Annotated in this window: 15 protein-coding genes; 7 read left to right on the top strand and 8 right to left on the bottom strand. The window is 61.4% G+C overall.

Annotated elements, in window-relative coordinates; all coding sequences use genetic code 11:
- The first annotated feature begins 96 nt into the window (after positions 1-96).
- Positions 97-996 carry a LysR family transcriptional regulator gene (locus JNB85_RS24330; RefSeq protein ID WP_220336856.1) on the top strand — a complete coding sequence of 300 codons (900 nt, stop codon included), beginning with the start codon at positions 97-99 and terminating at the stop codon, positions 994-996.
- Positions 997-1066: 70 nt separating this feature from the next.
- Here the strand turns inward: JNB85_RS24330 and JNB85_RS24325 are convergent, their stop codons facing one another.
- The 3 genes from JNB85_RS24325 to JNB85_RS24315 all read right to left on the bottom strand — a co-directional run bounded on the left by JNB85_RS24325 (position 1067) and on the right by JNB85_RS24315 (position 3518).
- Positions 1067-1861, bottom strand: coding sequence for a metallophosphoesterase (locus JNB85_RS24325; protein WP_220336855.1), 795 nt, complete (start codon positions 1859-1861; stop codon positions 1067-1069).
- 32 nt (positions 1862-1893) lie between these two features.
- Positions 1894-2250: a GNAT family N-acetyltransferase gene (locus JNB85_RS24320; protein WP_338050350.1), complete on the bottom strand. Its 357-nt coding sequence runs from the start codon at positions 2248-2250 to the stop codon at positions 1894-1896.
- Positions 2251-2552: 302 nt separating this feature from the next.
- A complete protein-coding gene (locus JNB85_RS24315) occupies positions 2553-3518 on the bottom strand; it encodes a LysR family transcriptional regulator (RefSeq protein ID WP_223216592.1) in 966 nt (321 codons plus the stop codon).
- A gap of 74 nt (positions 3519-3592) precedes the next feature.
- On the opposite strand from JNB85_RS24315, the gene JNB85_RS24310 reads away from it, so the two are divergent.
- Positions 3593-4027, top strand: a complete 435-nt coding sequence (locus JNB85_RS24310) for a cupin domain-containing protein (RefSeq protein ID WP_220336853.1) — start codon at positions 3593-3595, stop codon at positions 4025-4027.
- A gap of 131 nt (positions 4028-4158) precedes the next feature.
- On the opposite strand, the gene JNB85_RS24305 is transcribed toward JNB85_RS24310, so the two are convergent.
- Positions 4159-5070 carry a LysR family transcriptional regulator ArgP gene (locus JNB85_RS24305; protein ID WP_220336852.1) on the bottom strand — a complete coding sequence of 304 codons (912 nt, stop codon included), beginning with the start codon at positions 5068-5070 and terminating at the stop codon, positions 4159-4161.
- A 100-nt stretch (positions 5071-5170) separates the two neighbouring features.
- Here JNB85_RS24305 and JNB85_RS24300 point away from each other — a divergent pair, with 100 nt between their 5' ends.
- Genes JNB85_RS24300 through JNB85_RS24290 form a run of 3 tightly spaced genes read left to right on the top strand, consistent with a single transcriptional unit; the run spans position 5171 to position 7355 of the window.
- The gene (locus JNB85_RS24300) at positions 5171-5779 is read left to right on the top strand and encodes a LysE/ArgO family amino acid transporter (RefSeq protein ID WP_220336851.1); all 609 of its coding nucleotides are present in this window, start codon (positions 5171-5173) and stop codon (positions 5777-5779) included.
- A 28-nt stretch (positions 5780-5807) separates the two neighbouring features.
- The gene (locus JNB85_RS24295) at positions 5808-6440 is read left to right on the top strand and encodes a LysE family translocator (protein ID WP_220336850.1); all 633 of its coding nucleotides are present in this window, start codon (positions 5808-5810) and stop codon (positions 6438-6440) included.
- A 12-nt stretch (positions 6441-6452) separates the two neighbouring features.
- Positions 6453-7355: a dihydrodipicolinate synthase family protein gene (locus tag JNB85_RS24290; RefSeq protein ID WP_220336849.1), complete on the top strand. Its 903-nt coding sequence runs from the start codon at positions 6453-6455 to the stop codon at positions 7353-7355.
- Positions 7356-7469: 114 nt separating this feature from the next.
- Here JNB85_RS24290 and JNB85_RS24285 read toward each other — a convergent pair whose 3' ends face one another.
- Positions 7470-8630, bottom strand: a complete 1161-nt coding sequence (locus JNB85_RS24285; RefSeq protein WP_223216591.1) for a hypothetical protein — start codon at positions 8628-8630, stop codon at positions 7470-7472.
- A gap of 112 nt (positions 8631-8742) precedes the next feature.
- Here JNB85_RS24285 and JNB85_RS24280 point away from each other — a divergent pair, with 112 nt between their 5' ends.
- Entirely contained in the window at positions 8743-9153 is a 411-nt protein-coding gene (locus JNB85_RS24280; protein ID WP_220336848.1) for a hypothetical protein, read from the top strand.
- A gap of 140 nt (positions 9154-9293) precedes the next feature.
- Here the strand turns inward: JNB85_RS24280 and JNB85_RS24275 are convergent, their stop codons facing one another.
- Both JNB85_RS24275 and JNB85_RS24270 read right to left on the bottom strand, forming a co-directional pair.
- Positions 9294-9947 carry an NAD(P)-dependent oxidoreductase gene (locus tag JNB85_RS24275; protein WP_220336847.1) on the bottom strand — a complete coding sequence of 218 codons (654 nt, stop codon included), beginning with the start codon at positions 9945-9947 and terminating at the stop codon, positions 9294-9296.
- A gap of 66 nt (positions 9948-10013) precedes the next feature.
- On the bottom strand, positions 10014-10487 hold the full coding sequence (locus JNB85_RS24270) for an AtaL-like protein (protein ID WP_220336846.1): 474 nt from the start codon (positions 10485-10487) through the stop codon (positions 10014-10016).
- A 105-nt stretch (positions 10488-10592) separates the two neighbouring features.
- Between JNB85_RS24270 and JNB85_RS24265 the strand changes: the two genes are divergently transcribed.
- Complete coding sequence (locus JNB85_RS24265) at positions 10593-11483, top strand: LysR family transcriptional regulator (protein ID WP_220336845.1); 891 nt, start codon at positions 10593-10595, stop codon at positions 11481-11483.
- Positions 11484-11554: 71 nt separating this feature from the next.
- Here the strand turns inward: JNB85_RS24265 and JNB85_RS24260 are convergent, their stop codons facing one another.
- Positions 11555-14596, bottom strand: coding sequence for an efflux RND transporter permease subunit (locus JNB85_RS24260; protein ID WP_220336844.1), 3042 nt, complete (start codon positions 14594-14596; stop codon positions 11555-11557).
- Between the last annotated feature and the right edge of the window lie 8 nt (positions 14597-14604).

The raw sequence follows: 14604 nt of genomic DNA, 5'->3' as shown, positions 1-14604 counted from the left end.
GATGGCGGACTAGTTAGGCCTTGGCGACTGCGCGCGCCAGACGCAACGAGATCAAACGACTGTTGCATGAAACGCCACTCCTGCGTAAATTGAGCCATGCCCGATCTCGATCTCAATCTCCTGGTCGCCCTGGACGCGCTGCTGCGCGAGAGAAGCGTATCGGCCGCCGCGCGCCGGCTTGGCCTCAGTACATCAGCCATGAGCCGGACACTGTCACGGTTAAGGGCAGCGCTCGGCGATCCGATCCTCGTGCCGGCAGGGCGCGGCATGGTCGCAACGCCCCATGCCCTGGCGATTGCCGGAGACGTGCATTCGTTGAAAGACGCCGTGAAAGCGGTGCTCAGTCCGCCGTCAACAGTTGATATCCGCGAGGTGCGCCGCGATTTCACCATCCGCGCCAATGAGGCCTTCGTGCTTATCTTTGCCGCGGGCCTGAGCGCTGCCGTGGCGAACGCGGCACCAGGGATAAGGCTTCGGTTTGCGCCGCGATCGGACAAGGACCTTCAATCCTTGAGAGACGCGGCCGTGGATCTGGATATCGGCGTCCTGCCGACGGAAAGCGGGGAACTGCGCTGCCAGACCCTTTTTGCAGACCGGTATGTAGGTCTTGCTAGGACAGGACACCCGATTTTCGATGCAGATGAGATCACGGTCGAAAACTATGCCGCCTGGGGCCATGTACTCTTCTCACCGCACGCGGATTTTACCGGTCCGGTCGACAGGGCGCTCGCCGAACACGGCGTCTGCCGCGATGTCAAACTGATCGTGCCAAGCTTTCCAGCTGTCATCGCGGTTGCGGCGGCATCCGATTTGATCGGCGCGATCCCGAATTCCTATCGCACATCCGCCGCGACAAGCCAGATCAGGACCTTCGAGCTGCCGGTCGCCGTACCGGGGTTCGACATCGTCCAGGCGTGGCACCCGCGGATGGATGCAGATCCCGTTCATCGCTGGCTGAGAGCACTGATCTTTGAGACCTTCAAGTCGATGAACTGACGCAGAACTTGGCCGATATCAGGCATTTGTTGGCAGCTTCGCGATGCTGCACAGTTTTACGCGACATGCTTTAGAAAAGCATGCCCGCATCGTCGTGAGACCGGTTCAGCGGCCGGCCTTGCTGAAAGCGGCAGGGGCCGGGGAGGACTTCCGTTGCCTGCAGCACCGCGACATCGCCGGACGGGCTGATGTGAAGCGCAGACAGGATATTCGTCGCGAAAGCGCCGGTATCGATGGCAATCCGGTTCGGAAAGATTTCGACGCGTTCGCTGGCGGTGATCGTATGCCCATGGACGACGATCTTGCCGAACGAGGCGCTGGCGTTCAGGAACTCGCCGCGAATCCACATCAGCGTATGCGCGTCCTGCCCGGCCAGGGGGATATCGGGTTTCAGGCCGGCATGGACGAGGATGTGATGGTCGAGTTCGACATAGCGCTCGGCCGCGCGCAGGCATTGCAGGCGCTCGTCTCCAAACCTGCTGCGGATCTCGTCTGCGGTGATGGCTGCGCCAAGGGGCAGGCCATAGGACAGCATCGTCTCGCTGCCTCCGAGGTCCCGCCAGTGGTTGACGAGATCTGCCTGAACGGCCGGGTCCGTCTCGTCGAGGATCTGAAGGGGGAGGGCGTCGTGGTTGCCGCGTATCAGCTTCGAGCCCGGTTTGTCGCGCAGCGTCCGGATGACGAGATCCATCGCTTTGCGGCTCTCCGGCCCACGGTCCATGATGTCGCCGAGGAAGACGATCCGGTAATCGATCCTCTCGTCGCGCGCTTTGCCGGCAATGCCTGACAGCATCACCTCCAGCAGGTCTGCTCGCCCATGGACATCGCCGATGGCGAATGTGTGCAGAGAAGCGTTCCCGGTCATCGATGGCTCCGTTCTGGCTCTCGGTTTTGCGGTCATCTCAAAGACTTTGCCATAAGGGGATCGGGCCGATGGGCATCGACCATTTCCCAGCCAATTCTATGGTAGAAACCCACTGCGTCGGGCGCTGCGTGGACTTCCAGCCTGACTGTCCCCTGTGCCATGGCGAGTGTCTCCACGGCGGTCATCATGGCTCGGCCGATACCTTGCCGCTGTCGCTCCGCGACAATTGCGACCGTGCGAACCACGCCATTCCCGTCCCCCGTGAAATCGAGACGGACGGCACCGACGGGCTCGCTTCCATCGACAAAAATCAAAGGAAGGTGCTCGGGCTTTCGGTCATCGGGATGTCGATCGTCGTATCCAGACAATCCGCGCAGATCGAATAGCACATGCCGTCGAATCCGATGATAGGCTTCCCATTCAGATTGACGCGATACCTTTACCAGCTTCAAGTCGGCAGCCCTTTCGCAGTGCAACGATTATATGGGCGGTTCTCGGGGGCGCAATGACCGCTTTCGGCCCAAACCGGACACTGAGCTGCTCGATACGTGCTCAGTTGACTCCCCCGCCGGTCGCCAAGACGTCCTGTTGCAGCGGGTGCGAGAAGGTGTCCGGCCGAAGCTTTCGGGGACTCAGAATCTGCCACAGCGGAGGATACCGAGAATTTGTTGTTTGGCTCTCGTGGCGAGACCTAGCTTTGTTCAACTCGGCCAAGCGGTCTCAACACGTCGAGTACCAGATTGCGGAACCAAGTGTGCGCTGCATTGGCAGCGTTGCGCTTGTGCCATATGAGAAAAATTCGCCCCGGCCCCAAGGGAACAGGGGCCCGGTAGATATCGAGCCCGAGCCGTGGAGCCATCCGCTGCGCAAGGGGCTCGGGAAGAATCCCGACCAGATCGCTGTCGATCACCACACTGCAAACCCCGCCCATGGTCGACAGCGTGACCACTACGTTCCGCTCCCGGCCCATTTGCGCCAGCGCTGCGTCTGTCATTGCCTTGAGGTTGCCTTCGGGTGAGAAAACCGCATGCCCAAGATCGCAGAAGAGATCCATCGGTATTGTGTCTCCGGGTGTCATGCGGTTGCGCAGCAGGCGCGGATGTCCTTGCCTGGCAACGATCACGAAGCGGCTTTCGAACGCCGGTGCGCTGTCGAGCCAGGCGGGAAACTGCTGGGCCTTGGGCAGCAGCACCATGTCCACACCGAACTTCTCAAGAGTGGCGATGTGATCGCGCGCCACCGGCTCGACAAGCTGTGCCTTTACGCCCGGTGCTTCCGCCATAAGATGCCGCGCCAGCGCAGGCATCAGTAACTCGGCGTAGGAATCCGATCCGGAGATCTTGAAACTTTGCTGAGCTGCCGATGGATCGAATTTTCTGGGGCCGGCAAGCAGCGCCTCAAGGCCGTCCAGCGCCTGCCGCAACGGCACTTCCAGGCTCTTCGCATAGTCCGTCGGTACAATTCTCTGCCCTTTGCGGACGAACAGCGGATCACCAAGCGACGCCCGCAACCGATTGAGCGATGATGAGACGGCCGGTTGCGAGAGCCCGACCCGCTCTCCGGCCTTGACCGTCGATTCGTCCCTCAACAGTGCGTCGAGCACGCGCAACAGATTAAGATCGAAACCGGATAAATTCATCCCAAGAATATATTTCATGTCTATAAACGATTTCAATTATTTTATCAGCCGCACCATACTCCGCCCGTTGCTCGCAACCGCGGAGAAAGACAATGGACATGATGGCTACCCGCACCGTTCAATGGTTAGGCACTACCTACACGCTTGTGTTGAGCAAGCCGGAAACCGGCGGCGCTTTTGCCCTCGTCGATAGTGTCACCGAACCCGGTTACGGGCCGCCCAGACACGTCCATCAGAAGGAAGACGAAGCCTTTTTCGTCCTCTCCGGCGACGTCGAGTTCTGGACAAAGGACGGCACTGTGGTCAAGGGACCTGGTGAAGCCGTCTTCTTGCCGCGCGGCGTGGAGCACACTTTCCGGGTGGCGGGCGACCAGCCTGCGCGCATGCTGACCATGCTTACCCCTGGTGGTTTCGAAGAGTATTTTCTGGAGATGGGCCGCAACAAGTATCGTATCCCGGAAGATATGGGCGCTGTCGCCGGTTCGGCGGCTGTATTTGGCATCACCTTTACTGGCCCGCCGCTCTGAACAGATCGATAACCAGCGGTGTCCGCTGAGCGGCTCGCCATCGACAAGCCGCCAATCCGCTTCGGGCTCACGACCTCTGTGATTTGCCGACATGGCTCCGACGGCCGCTTCTGGCGCAAAGCAGGCGCCGCTTATCCCCGCGCGTCACCCACCAGCGACCGCCTCGCAACCTCGATCACCGTCTGCGTCAGCCCCGCAAGCCGGTCTGCGGCAAGGCGGCTGATCTGCCAGTAGAGCACGACATCCAGAGGCGTATCGGGGATCAGTTCGACGAGGCGGCCGGCTTTGATGTGGTCCTCAGTCAGGTGGATCGGGTTCATGCCCCAGCCCATGCCGAGCAGGCTGGCGTCGATAAAGCCCTGGGTGGCCGGCAGCCAGTGGGTCGGCACGTTGATATCGGCCGAAAGCGTGCGGCGGATCCAGTCTGCCTGCAGGCGGTCCTTCTGGTTGAAAGTCAGCGACGGGGCGCGGGCAAGCGCTTCCGGGGTGACGCCGTCAGGGAAATGGCGGCGGATGAATTCGGGGCTTGCGGTGGCATGGTAGCGCAGCGCGCCGAGCGAGTAACGACGGCAGCCGGCAACGGGTTTCTCCATGCTGGTGACGGCGGCGATGACGCGGCCGCGCTCCAGCCACTCGGCCGTATAATCCTGATCGTCGACCGAGATGTTCAGGAGGTAGTTCGAGGTCTTGGAGAAATCCGCCATCGCTTCCAGGAACCAGGTGCCGAGGCTGTCGGCGCTGGTGGCGATCTGCAGCGTGACGCGCTGTTCCGGATTGCCGCGGTCGCTGAGATCAGGCAGGTGTTCGAGCAATTCGCTTTCGAGCATGCCGACATTTTCCATGTGGCGACAGAGCCAGTCGCCCTTTTCCGTCGCCGTGCATGGCGTGCCGCGCACGACGAGGGCGGCGCCCAGGCGCTCTTCCAGCTGCTTGATGCGCTGCGAGACGGCCGATGGCGTGACGTTCAACACGGCGGCCGCCTTTTCGTAACTGCCGGTCTGGACGACGGCAAGCAGGACGCGAAGGGCGGGATAATCGATCATGGATAAGCTGCGCTTAATTGGCGTAAGGATAATTAAGTAGCCTAATCCAGCCGGCCGGTCTATGCAGCGCTTCAGCAAAGAGGCGGAAATTGCTGATATCATGGACCTTACGACCTATTTCACCGGCTTGACCGTCGGTCTTAGCCTGATCGTGGCGATCGGGGCGCAGAACGCTTTCATCCTGCGGCAGGGGCTGCGCAACGAATATGTGTTCGCCGTCTGCCTTGCCTGCGCACTGTCAGATGCGATCCTGATCGTCGCCGGCGTCACCAGCCTGAAACAGGTAGTGGATCTCATGCCCTGGCTCGATCCGCTCATGCGCTATGGCGGGGCGGCATTTCTCCTCTGGTACGGGGCAAAAAGCCTGTATTCGGCGGTGCGGACATCGGGCGTGCTGCAGGTTTCAAACGGGGCGGGGGCGGGCTTCGGCAAGACCATTGCCATGTGCCTGGCGCTCACCTGGCTCAATCCGCATGTCTATCTCGATACGGTGATCCTGCTCGGCACGATCTCAACGCGCTTTGCCGGTCATCAGGTAGCCTTTGCCGCGGGCGCCACCACCGGCTCCTTCCTGTTCTTTTTTTCGCTGGGATATGGTGCCGCCTGGCTTCGCCCCATCTTTTCACGGCCGGCTTCCTGGCGCATTCTCGAAACAGTCATCGCCTTCGTGATGTGGCTGATCGCGTTCAAACTTCTGAACGGCATGTAACGGCTGCGCGCACTTCAGGAAAATCAGAATGTCATTCGATCCGCATCACCTTGCTCTCGTCTTCACCGCCTATATCATCGCCGCTGCCAGCCCCGGCCCCAGCAACATGCGCATCATGGGGATCGCCATGCATCAGGGTCGCCAGTCGGCGCTGATGATCGCCGCCGGTGTCATCAGCGGCTCGCTCTTCTGGGGCTCGATGGCGGCGACGGGGGTTTCGGCCGTTCTGGCGCAATATGCGCAGGCGCTGATCGTCCTGAAAATCTTTGGCGGTCTCTACCTGCTGTTCCTTGCCTTCAAGGCCGGCAGATCGGCCATGACCTCCGACGAGAAACAGGCGAGGCCGCTCGGTGCCGTCAAGGCCTCCGGCTTCAGCCTCTATCGCCGCGGGCTCTTGATGCATCTGACCAACCCGAAGGCGCTGCTCGGCTGGATCGCGACCATGACGCTCGGCCTCGGGCCGGGTGCGACGCCGACGACGGTCGCCATCATCCTTGCGGGCTGCGCCATTCTTAGCGTCACGATCTTCTGCGGTTATGCGCTGGTCTTTTCCACTGCGCCGATGGTGCGCATGTATCGCCATGCGCGCCGCTGGATCGAGGGCACGCTGGCGCTCGTCTTCGGGGCGGCTGGCATGAAGCTCCTGCTGTCACGCGCATAAAGGAAATCCGCGATGCCGCTTTTCCATGGCCTTTCCGCCTTTCCGATCACGCCGGCCGATCCGTCCGGCATTGTCGATACCGACGCGCTCGCCACGCTGCTTGCCCGCATCGAGGCCGCCGACGCCGACGCCATCGGTCTTCTCGGCAGCACTGGCGCCTACGCTTTCCTGTCGCGCGGAGAGCGGCGCCGGGCGGTGGAAACGGCCATGTCCACGGTCGGCGGCAAGATCCCTGTCATCGTCGGCGTCGGGGCGCTCAGGACGGACGAGGCGCAGGCGCTGGCGCAAGATGCACGGGAGCTCGGGGCGGATGGCCTGCTGCTGGCGCCGGTCTCCTATACGCCGCTCACCGATGACGAGGTCTACGAGCATTTCGCTGCCGTCGCCGATGCCGGCAAGCTGCCGCTCTGCATTTACAACAATCCGGGCACGACGAAGTTCACCTTCAGCATTGAGCTGATTGCCCGTCTCGCCAAGCTCGGCACCGTCAAGGCTGTGAAGATGCCGCTGCCCACCAATGGTGATTTCGCGACTGAGATCGCAAGTCTGCGCTCGGTGACACCTGACGGTTTTGCGGTCGGCTATAGCGGCGACTGGGGTGCCGCCGATGCGGTGCTGGCAGGCGCCGATGGCTGGTACAGCGTGGTCGCGGGCCTGCTGCCTGCCGAGGCATTGAAACTGACGCGGGCCGCGCAAGCGGGCGACGCACAAGAGGCGGCGCGCATCAACGATGCCTTTGCGCCGCTCTGGGCGCTGTTCAAGGAGTTCGGCAGTTTCCGGGTCATGTACACCATTGCCGATCTCCTCGGCCTCGGCCGGTTTTCGCCGCCGCGCCCGGTGCTTGGTCTTCCGGAAGCCGCGCGTGGGCGGGTGCGGGAGGCGCTTGAGAGACTGAGAGCGGCAGTCGGCAGCTAATCCGGCCGCAGCCAGCCCGATCGCGCCTCCTTTGTGCGGAGGTCGAACGGCGGCTTGCACTGAAGAAGGCGTGTTGAGTGTGAGGGTGGACAAGTAAACCGGGCACTCGACAGATCAGTCGCTGACGGTGAATCCCCATGATGACGGATCGATCAATTCCGGCGGCGGGATCATCTCTTTGAGGTCAACGGGGCGACGCTTGACCTCGACGGCGGTATAGTTTTCACCGAGACCCACCCACGAGCTGAACTCGACTTTCAGCGCCACACCATCCGGCGTCAGGCATTCGCTCCTGCCCGCATCAGCAAGGTGCGTTGTTTCGAACCAGGCACAGGACTCTCCAAGGTAACGACCGTTCTTTTTCAAGTCGGTCGGACCGATCTCAACACCGATAGGGTTACTTGATGGCCGAAGATCAATCGATGAGCGACGAGCCTCGAAGTAACGCTCGGTTTTGGAGTAACCGACAGTCAAATTTTGATCGTCGAGCATGTTCCAGACCGAAAACACCACCCTTCCATCCTTGCTGTGCTCTTCTTCAAATCGCCAGGGATAATGCCTGAGCACTCTTTTCTCCGACCGGTCGCCAATCATTCTCGCTTCAAAATCGGGAAGATTTGCAGGTCTCTTGGGATAGTGCCTGAGCGGCTTCAGCCAGAATGCGGGGTCGAAGAGCCGCTTCGGAGGTCTAACTTCCGATTCCTCGACAGGTGTTCGTTCCAGTTTGACCAGTTGCGTTTCGCCGTAAGGCTCCTTGCGCTTTATCAACCCCTTTGTGGCAACTTCAATGCCATCATGTGATAGGCAGCTATAGGCGAAGGGTCCGAAAGTCCCCTTCAGCTCGGGCTTGTCGATGATCTCCCACCATTTGCAAGCTTCACCGGCCGGATGGATGGCGGTCCCAACCTCCTTCGTGTTCTTAACGCTGATGCCCCTACGTAGCGGCGCGACATTTGTGATGGTCATATCAGTAACGTCTTCGTCGTCGTGAGGCTTCCATGTCGACAGCAAGACGTTATCGAAGAAGCTTCCATAGGAAACGCGTGTCCCCTGGCTCCAATGCTCTTCGACCCTTGTCCATCCATGATGATGAATAACCGAGCGCAAATGTGTATTTGGCGGGCGATCGGCCTCTCGAACCGTCATCAGGACCCTGTAATCGGGCACATCACGGCTGACGAAAAAAGGAATGTCATCGGCATTTCCCATGTCCGCCGCCAGCAGCCCAATCCCTGCTGCAAGCGAGAACACACACGCCTTGACACGTCTTTTCAAGATCGAACCTCGCCAATGTTTGGAGCAGGAGAAACTGCCGGATTTGAGCCGTGCACTCTGCTTGACTCCCCGAAATATTCAATGTTTGTTCAAGCAAAGTTGAGGGTTTATAGTGAAAAATATCTTTACATATTCGATATTGGCAGCCGCGGCGATTTCCCTTTCGAACTGCACGACGACGTCGGCTTCCAAACGCGAATCCCACCCCGTAACAGCACGCAGCGGCGAAAAGAAACTGGTGTTCGAGAATGTTCAGCTCGACGGGGACTGCGAGTTTGTTGCGTACCCTAATATAGATATCGTGGAGCAGCCTAAGCACGGCCGTATCGACATTCTCCACCAGCTGGTTGTCGCCAATTCACACGGTAAAAAGATGAAGTGCGATAAAGCCAAAGCGAATGGGGTCGCAGTTTATTACACATCGCAGCCAGGATACGTCGGCAGTGACATGTTCGTTCTGCGGAGCCCCGTCGAACACGGCCGCCTCGAAGAGGGCGTGGCCGACGTGAAGGTCATCAAGTAGGGCGATCACCGCGCATCCTCTACTATGCCGAAGCCACCCTCAAATGCCGGCGCTTCGGAGCCGGTACGGACGCGCTTGAAAGCTTCGATGCGGCTGTCAGCCCCTGACTTGCCGACAGCGGAAACGAAGCGGACATTGGCTCACTGCGTGATCAGCGGAGCCTGGTGCAGCCAGCGGTCCTGACGCAGCTGGTGGAGAACGAAGGCTGCAACGGCCGCCCGCGCTATACTGCCGCCATGAAAACCGGAAAGGTCGGTCAGCGCACGGACCGGCGCATCGCCGGCCTTGTTGTTCAAAAGCGACGGACGCACGAGAGTCCAGTCGAGGCCGCTGTCTCTCACGATCGCTTCCTGCCGGTTCTTATCGGCATAGACCTTCTTGAGGAGAAGCGGGAAGATCAGCCTGTCGAACAGGAAGCCGCCATGCCCGGCGCTGTCGCCGGCGCCGATGCCGGTGATGCAGACGAGGCGGGAAACATGCTCGGCCTTCATGGCATCGACGAGTGCGCGCGTCGCCGTCGACAGTAGCGTGACCTCCCGGAAGGGGCTTGCCGGCGTGCCGAGCGCGCTGATGACGGCGTTGCGGCCCTCAAGCGCCTGGCGCAAGACCTTTTCGTCGCGCGCATCTCCGACAACGAGTTTCGCGCCCTTCAGGTCAGCTGCTTTCTCGGGCGAGCGGATGAGCGCGGTGACATCGTAGCCGCGCGCCAGCGCCTGGGAGACGATCAGCCGGCCGGTCGGCCCGGTTGCGCCGAGGATCAGGATTTTCGGGTGATCGGTTTGAATATTGCTCATGGCTCCGTTCCTTTTCGCAAGGGGGGACGCCCGGCCCTGGGGCCGTCCCTCCGTTTTGGTCGATGATCAGAGATTGCCTTCTGCGAGAAGTTCGCGGGTCCGCTTCAGTGTCGAGACAAGCGCGCTCCTGTAGCCCTTTTCGCCATCCATCCAGGCCTGTTCGGCCTGTTCCTCCGGCCCGTTCGGCTCCTTGCCGCGCAGGCCGAGGTAGCAGTAGAAGCGCAGCTGCAGGACACCTTGCTCGTCCTCGAACAGTTCGTTGACGATCGCGCCTTCGCGCGGCCCGGTTGCCTGGAAGAAGGTGACCTTGCTTTCCGGTTCGAAGGTGATGATTTCGCGCAGATCCTGTCCGGCGATCGTCGCCTCGCGCACGATATGAGTGGCGCTTTCTTCTACCACGTCGCACGCCGTACAGAGGTTCGGCGGCAGGAACAGGCGCGCGTCGCGGGCCTTGAGGACGAGGCCCTGCCATGCCTCCGCACGGGTGAGCGGGGTCTCGCCTTCCGGATTAACTGGAACAGTTGCGGTTGAATAGATCATCGTCTTCTCCTTTGGTGTCGGTTTGCTTGACACAATCAAGATGGACGGTTCAGGTATGATCCGGTAGACGATGATTTTAGACAGATCGTCTCATAGGTGGAACGCATGGACCTGCTTGCGCTTGCCGATTTCAATCTCGTTGCCCGTCATGGCGGGTTCGGGCGCGCCGCCCGTGCCGCCGGGCGCCCGAAGGCGACGCTCTCACGCCGGGTTGCGGAGCTGGAGGCAGGTCTCGACCTGCGTCTCTTCGAGCGGGGCGCGCGTGTCTTGAAGCTGACCGAGGAGGGACGGGCGCTTTACGAGCGCACCGGAGCCCTGCTGACCGAACTCGACGAGACGGCGGCGGCGATCGCCTCCGGTGCGGATAAGCCGCGCGGCAGGCTGCGGATCAGTGCGCCGCTGCTATTTTCGCAGACGGCGATGGGCAAGCTCGCCGCCGGCTTCGCGCTTGCCTATCCCGACGTGCGGCTTGAGGTGACGACGGAAGACCGGGCCGTCGACATGGTGGAGGAAGGCTACGACCTGGTGATCCGGGTCAATCCGGATCCCGATGAGAGCCTCGTCGGGCGAATCTTCCTGCGTGACCGGCTGGTGGTCGTGGCGAACCCGGCTCTTACTCGGCCGGCGGATGGTTCGGCCGTTCCGGCCGTCGTGCGCGGAGCGGGCGATCAGACTGCCGTCTGGCATGTCAGGCAAGCGGGCGCCGGGTCGGGCATTGCCGTAGACACGGTGCTCAGGCTGTCATCGCTGACAATGGTGCGTGACGCGGTGCGCATGGGCGTGGGTGCTGCCCGCCTTCCCATCTCGCTCGTCAGTGGCGACCTTGCCGCCGGCACGCTGGTTCATTGGGGAGATGCCGACGGGCCGGAGATCGCGCTCTGGACGCTTTATCCCTCGCGGCGGCTGCTGAGTACGCGCGTATCGGCCTTTCTCGACTATCTGAAAGCCGCCTTTCCGATGGGAACGCCCGACGAACTGGCGGCCTATATCGGCTGACCGAGCGCTTGCGAGCCTTCCGGCAGGGCGAAGAAAAACCCGCCCGGAATGATCCGGGCGGGCCTACGTTGTCAGGCTTCGCGGGGTATTCGAAACCAGGCAACATACAGAGCCGGCAGGAAGAGCAGCGTCAGCACCGTGCCGACGACAATGCCGCCCATCATCGCGTAGGCCATCGGCCCCCAGAAGATTTCCCTGGAGATCGGGATCAGCGCGAGGGTCGCCGCAGCGGCCGTCAGCATGATCGGTCGCATTCGGTGCTCCGTCGCCTCGATGACGGCCTGCCAGGGCGGCACGCCCTCGCTTCGAAGATGCTCGATCTGGACGACGAGGATGACGGAGTTGCGGATCAGGATTCCGATCAGCGCCAGAACGCCGAGGATGGCGACGAAGCCCATAGGTGCATTGCTGAGCAGCAACGCCGCGACGACGCCGATCAGCGCGGTGGGGGCAACAGCGAAGACCAGGAAGAGCCTGCTGAAACTCTGCAGCTGGATCATCAGGATCGTCGCCATGATGAACAGCATCAGCGGTGCGACCGCCACGATCGGGCCTTGCGCCTTGGCGCTTTCCTCGACAGAGCCGCCATCGACGATCTTGTAGCCGCTCGGAAGACCCTTGCGGAACTCGTCCACTTTCGGCTTCAGCTCGGTGACGATCGTCGCCGGCTGCGTCGGTCCAACGACGGCTGCCTTGAGCGTGACGGTCGGTATGCGGGTGCGCCGCCAGATCGTCGGCTGCTCCAGTTCGTAATGGAAATTGGCAACAGCGGACAGGGGCACCGAGTTGCCGTTGGCGCCGGCAAGCTGGAGGTTCTGCAGCGTCTCGATCGAACCGCGTTCCGAAGTCTGGGCGCGGCCGATCACGTTGACGAGATAGATGTCGTCGCGGATCTGCGTGGCCGCCGAGCCCTCGACGATGCTGTTGAGCGCGGTTGCGATATCCTGCGAGGAGACGCCGAGCTGGCGCGCCTTGTCCTGGAGGACATCGACCTTGACGACGCGCGACGGTTCGTTCCAGTCGAAGGTCATGTTGGAGAGCAGCGGATGCGCTCCGACGATGCCTGCAAGCTGGTGGGAGAGATCACGCACCTTCTGGATGTCGGGTCCGCTCACGCGGTATTGCACGGGCTTGCCGACCGGCGGGCCGATGTCGAGAAGCTTCACGAAGGCGTCCGTGCCCGGGAAGGTCTTCGTCAGATAGTCCTGCAGCTCGGCCTTGACCTTGTCGCGCACGTCGAGCCCGTTGGTGACGATCACCGTCTGGCCGAAGGAGACATCTGGCGTCTGTACGTCGAAGGACAGGATGAAGCGGGGAGCGCCCTGGCCGACATAGCTCGTCCAGTGGTCGACATCCTTGTTGTTTGCCAGCATCTCGCTTTCGAACTTCGCCATCTGCTTGTTCGTTTCCGAAATCGAGTTGTTTTGCGGCAGGTTCCAGTCGACGATCAGTTCGGGCCGGTCGGAGGAGGGGAAGAACTGCTGCTGCACCAGGCTCATGCCGCCGATGGAGAGGGCAAACACTGCCAGCGTCGCGCCGATGGTTATCCAGCGCCAGCGCAGGGCGACGCCGAGGAGCCATGAGAAGATCCGCCCGAAACGACCCTTCTGCTCATGATGCGATTTCATTGTTTTCGGAAGGATGGTCACGCCGAGCAGCGGCGTGAACAGGACCGCCACCACCCATGAGACCAGGAGCGAAACGGCGATGACCACGAAGAGGGTGAAGGTGAACTCGCCAGCCGCGCTGGAGTTGAGGCCGACGGGGATGAAGCCTGCGACCGTCACCAGCGTACCCGTCAGCATCGGGAAGGCGGTGGAGGTGTAGACATAGGTCGCCGCCTTCCGGAGGTCGTCGCCGACCTCCAGGCGGGCGACCATCATTTCCACTGCGATCATCGCGTCGTCGACCAGGAGGCCAAGGGCGATGATCAGCGCGCCGAGCGAAATTCGCTGCATAGAAATGCCGCTATAGGCCATGACCAGGAAGGTGATCGCCAGAACGAGCGGAATGGAGATGGCAACCACGAGCCCTGCGCGCACGCCGAGGCTGATGAAGCTGATCGCAAGCACGATGACGATCGCCTCGAACAGCGCACGCGTGAAGCCTGACACGGCTTCGTCGACGACGGCGGGCTGATCGGAAACGCGTTCGACATCCACGCCGATGGGAAGGTCGGCCGTTACCTGCTTGATCTCCTTGTCGAGCGCTTCGCCGAATTCCAGCAGGTTCGCGCCTGTCTTCATGCCGATGGCGAGCCCGATCGCCGGCTGGCCGTTATAGCGGAAGAGCGCGGAGGGCGGGTCGACATAGCCGCGCTTGATCGTGGCGACATCGGTCAGCGGGAAGAAGCGGTCGTTGACCCGAAGATTGATCGCCTTGAGGCTTTCCTCCGAGGTGAACTGGCCGCTCACGCGCAATGCGATGCGCTCGGGACCGGCATCGACGAAACCGGACTGCGTCACGGCATTCTGCGCCTGGAGCGTCTCGATCACGGATTGCTGGTTGAGACCGAGGGCGGCGATCTTGCGTGTCGAGAATTCGAGATAGATCGCTTCGTCCTGCGCGCCGATAATGTCCACCTTGCCGACATTTTGAACCGTCAGCACTTTGGCGCGCGCGTCCTCGACGAGATCGCGGAGCTGGCGCTGCGTCAGCCCGTCGCTGGTGAAGGCGTAGATATTGCCGAAGACGTCGCCGAAGCGATCGTTGAAGAACGGCCCGATGACGCCGCTCGGGAAATCGCCCTTGATGTCGCCGATCATGTTGCGCACGCGCATCCAGATGGCGTTGACATCCTTGGCCTTGGTCGTCGGCAGCAGTTCCACGAAGATCGTCGTCTGCCCGGCCACCGTCTCGCTCTTCGTGTAATCGAGCGATTCCAGCTCTTCGAGCTTCTTTTCGACGCGGTCCGTGACCTGCTTGGTCACTTCCTCGGCAGACGCGCCAGGCCACTGCACCTGGATGATCATGGTCTTGATGGTGAAATTCGGATCTTCCTCACGGCCGAGGCTGATATAGGAAAAGGCGCCGGCCAGAATGAAGACGATCATGAAGTACCAGACGAGCGAACGGTGTTCGAGCGCCCAGTCGGACAGGTTGAATTTTTTCACGGGCAATT

Origin of the sequence: Rhizobium mesosinicum (assembly GCF_019511345.1) — a bacterium.
GTDB classification, from domain to species: Bacteria; Pseudomonadota; Alphaproteobacteria; order Rhizobiales; family Rhizobiaceae; genus Rhizobium; species Rhizobium mesosinicum.
The sequence above is the reverse complement of the archived record's forward strand: the minus strand, read 5'-3'. Positions and strand labels throughout refer to the sequence as shown.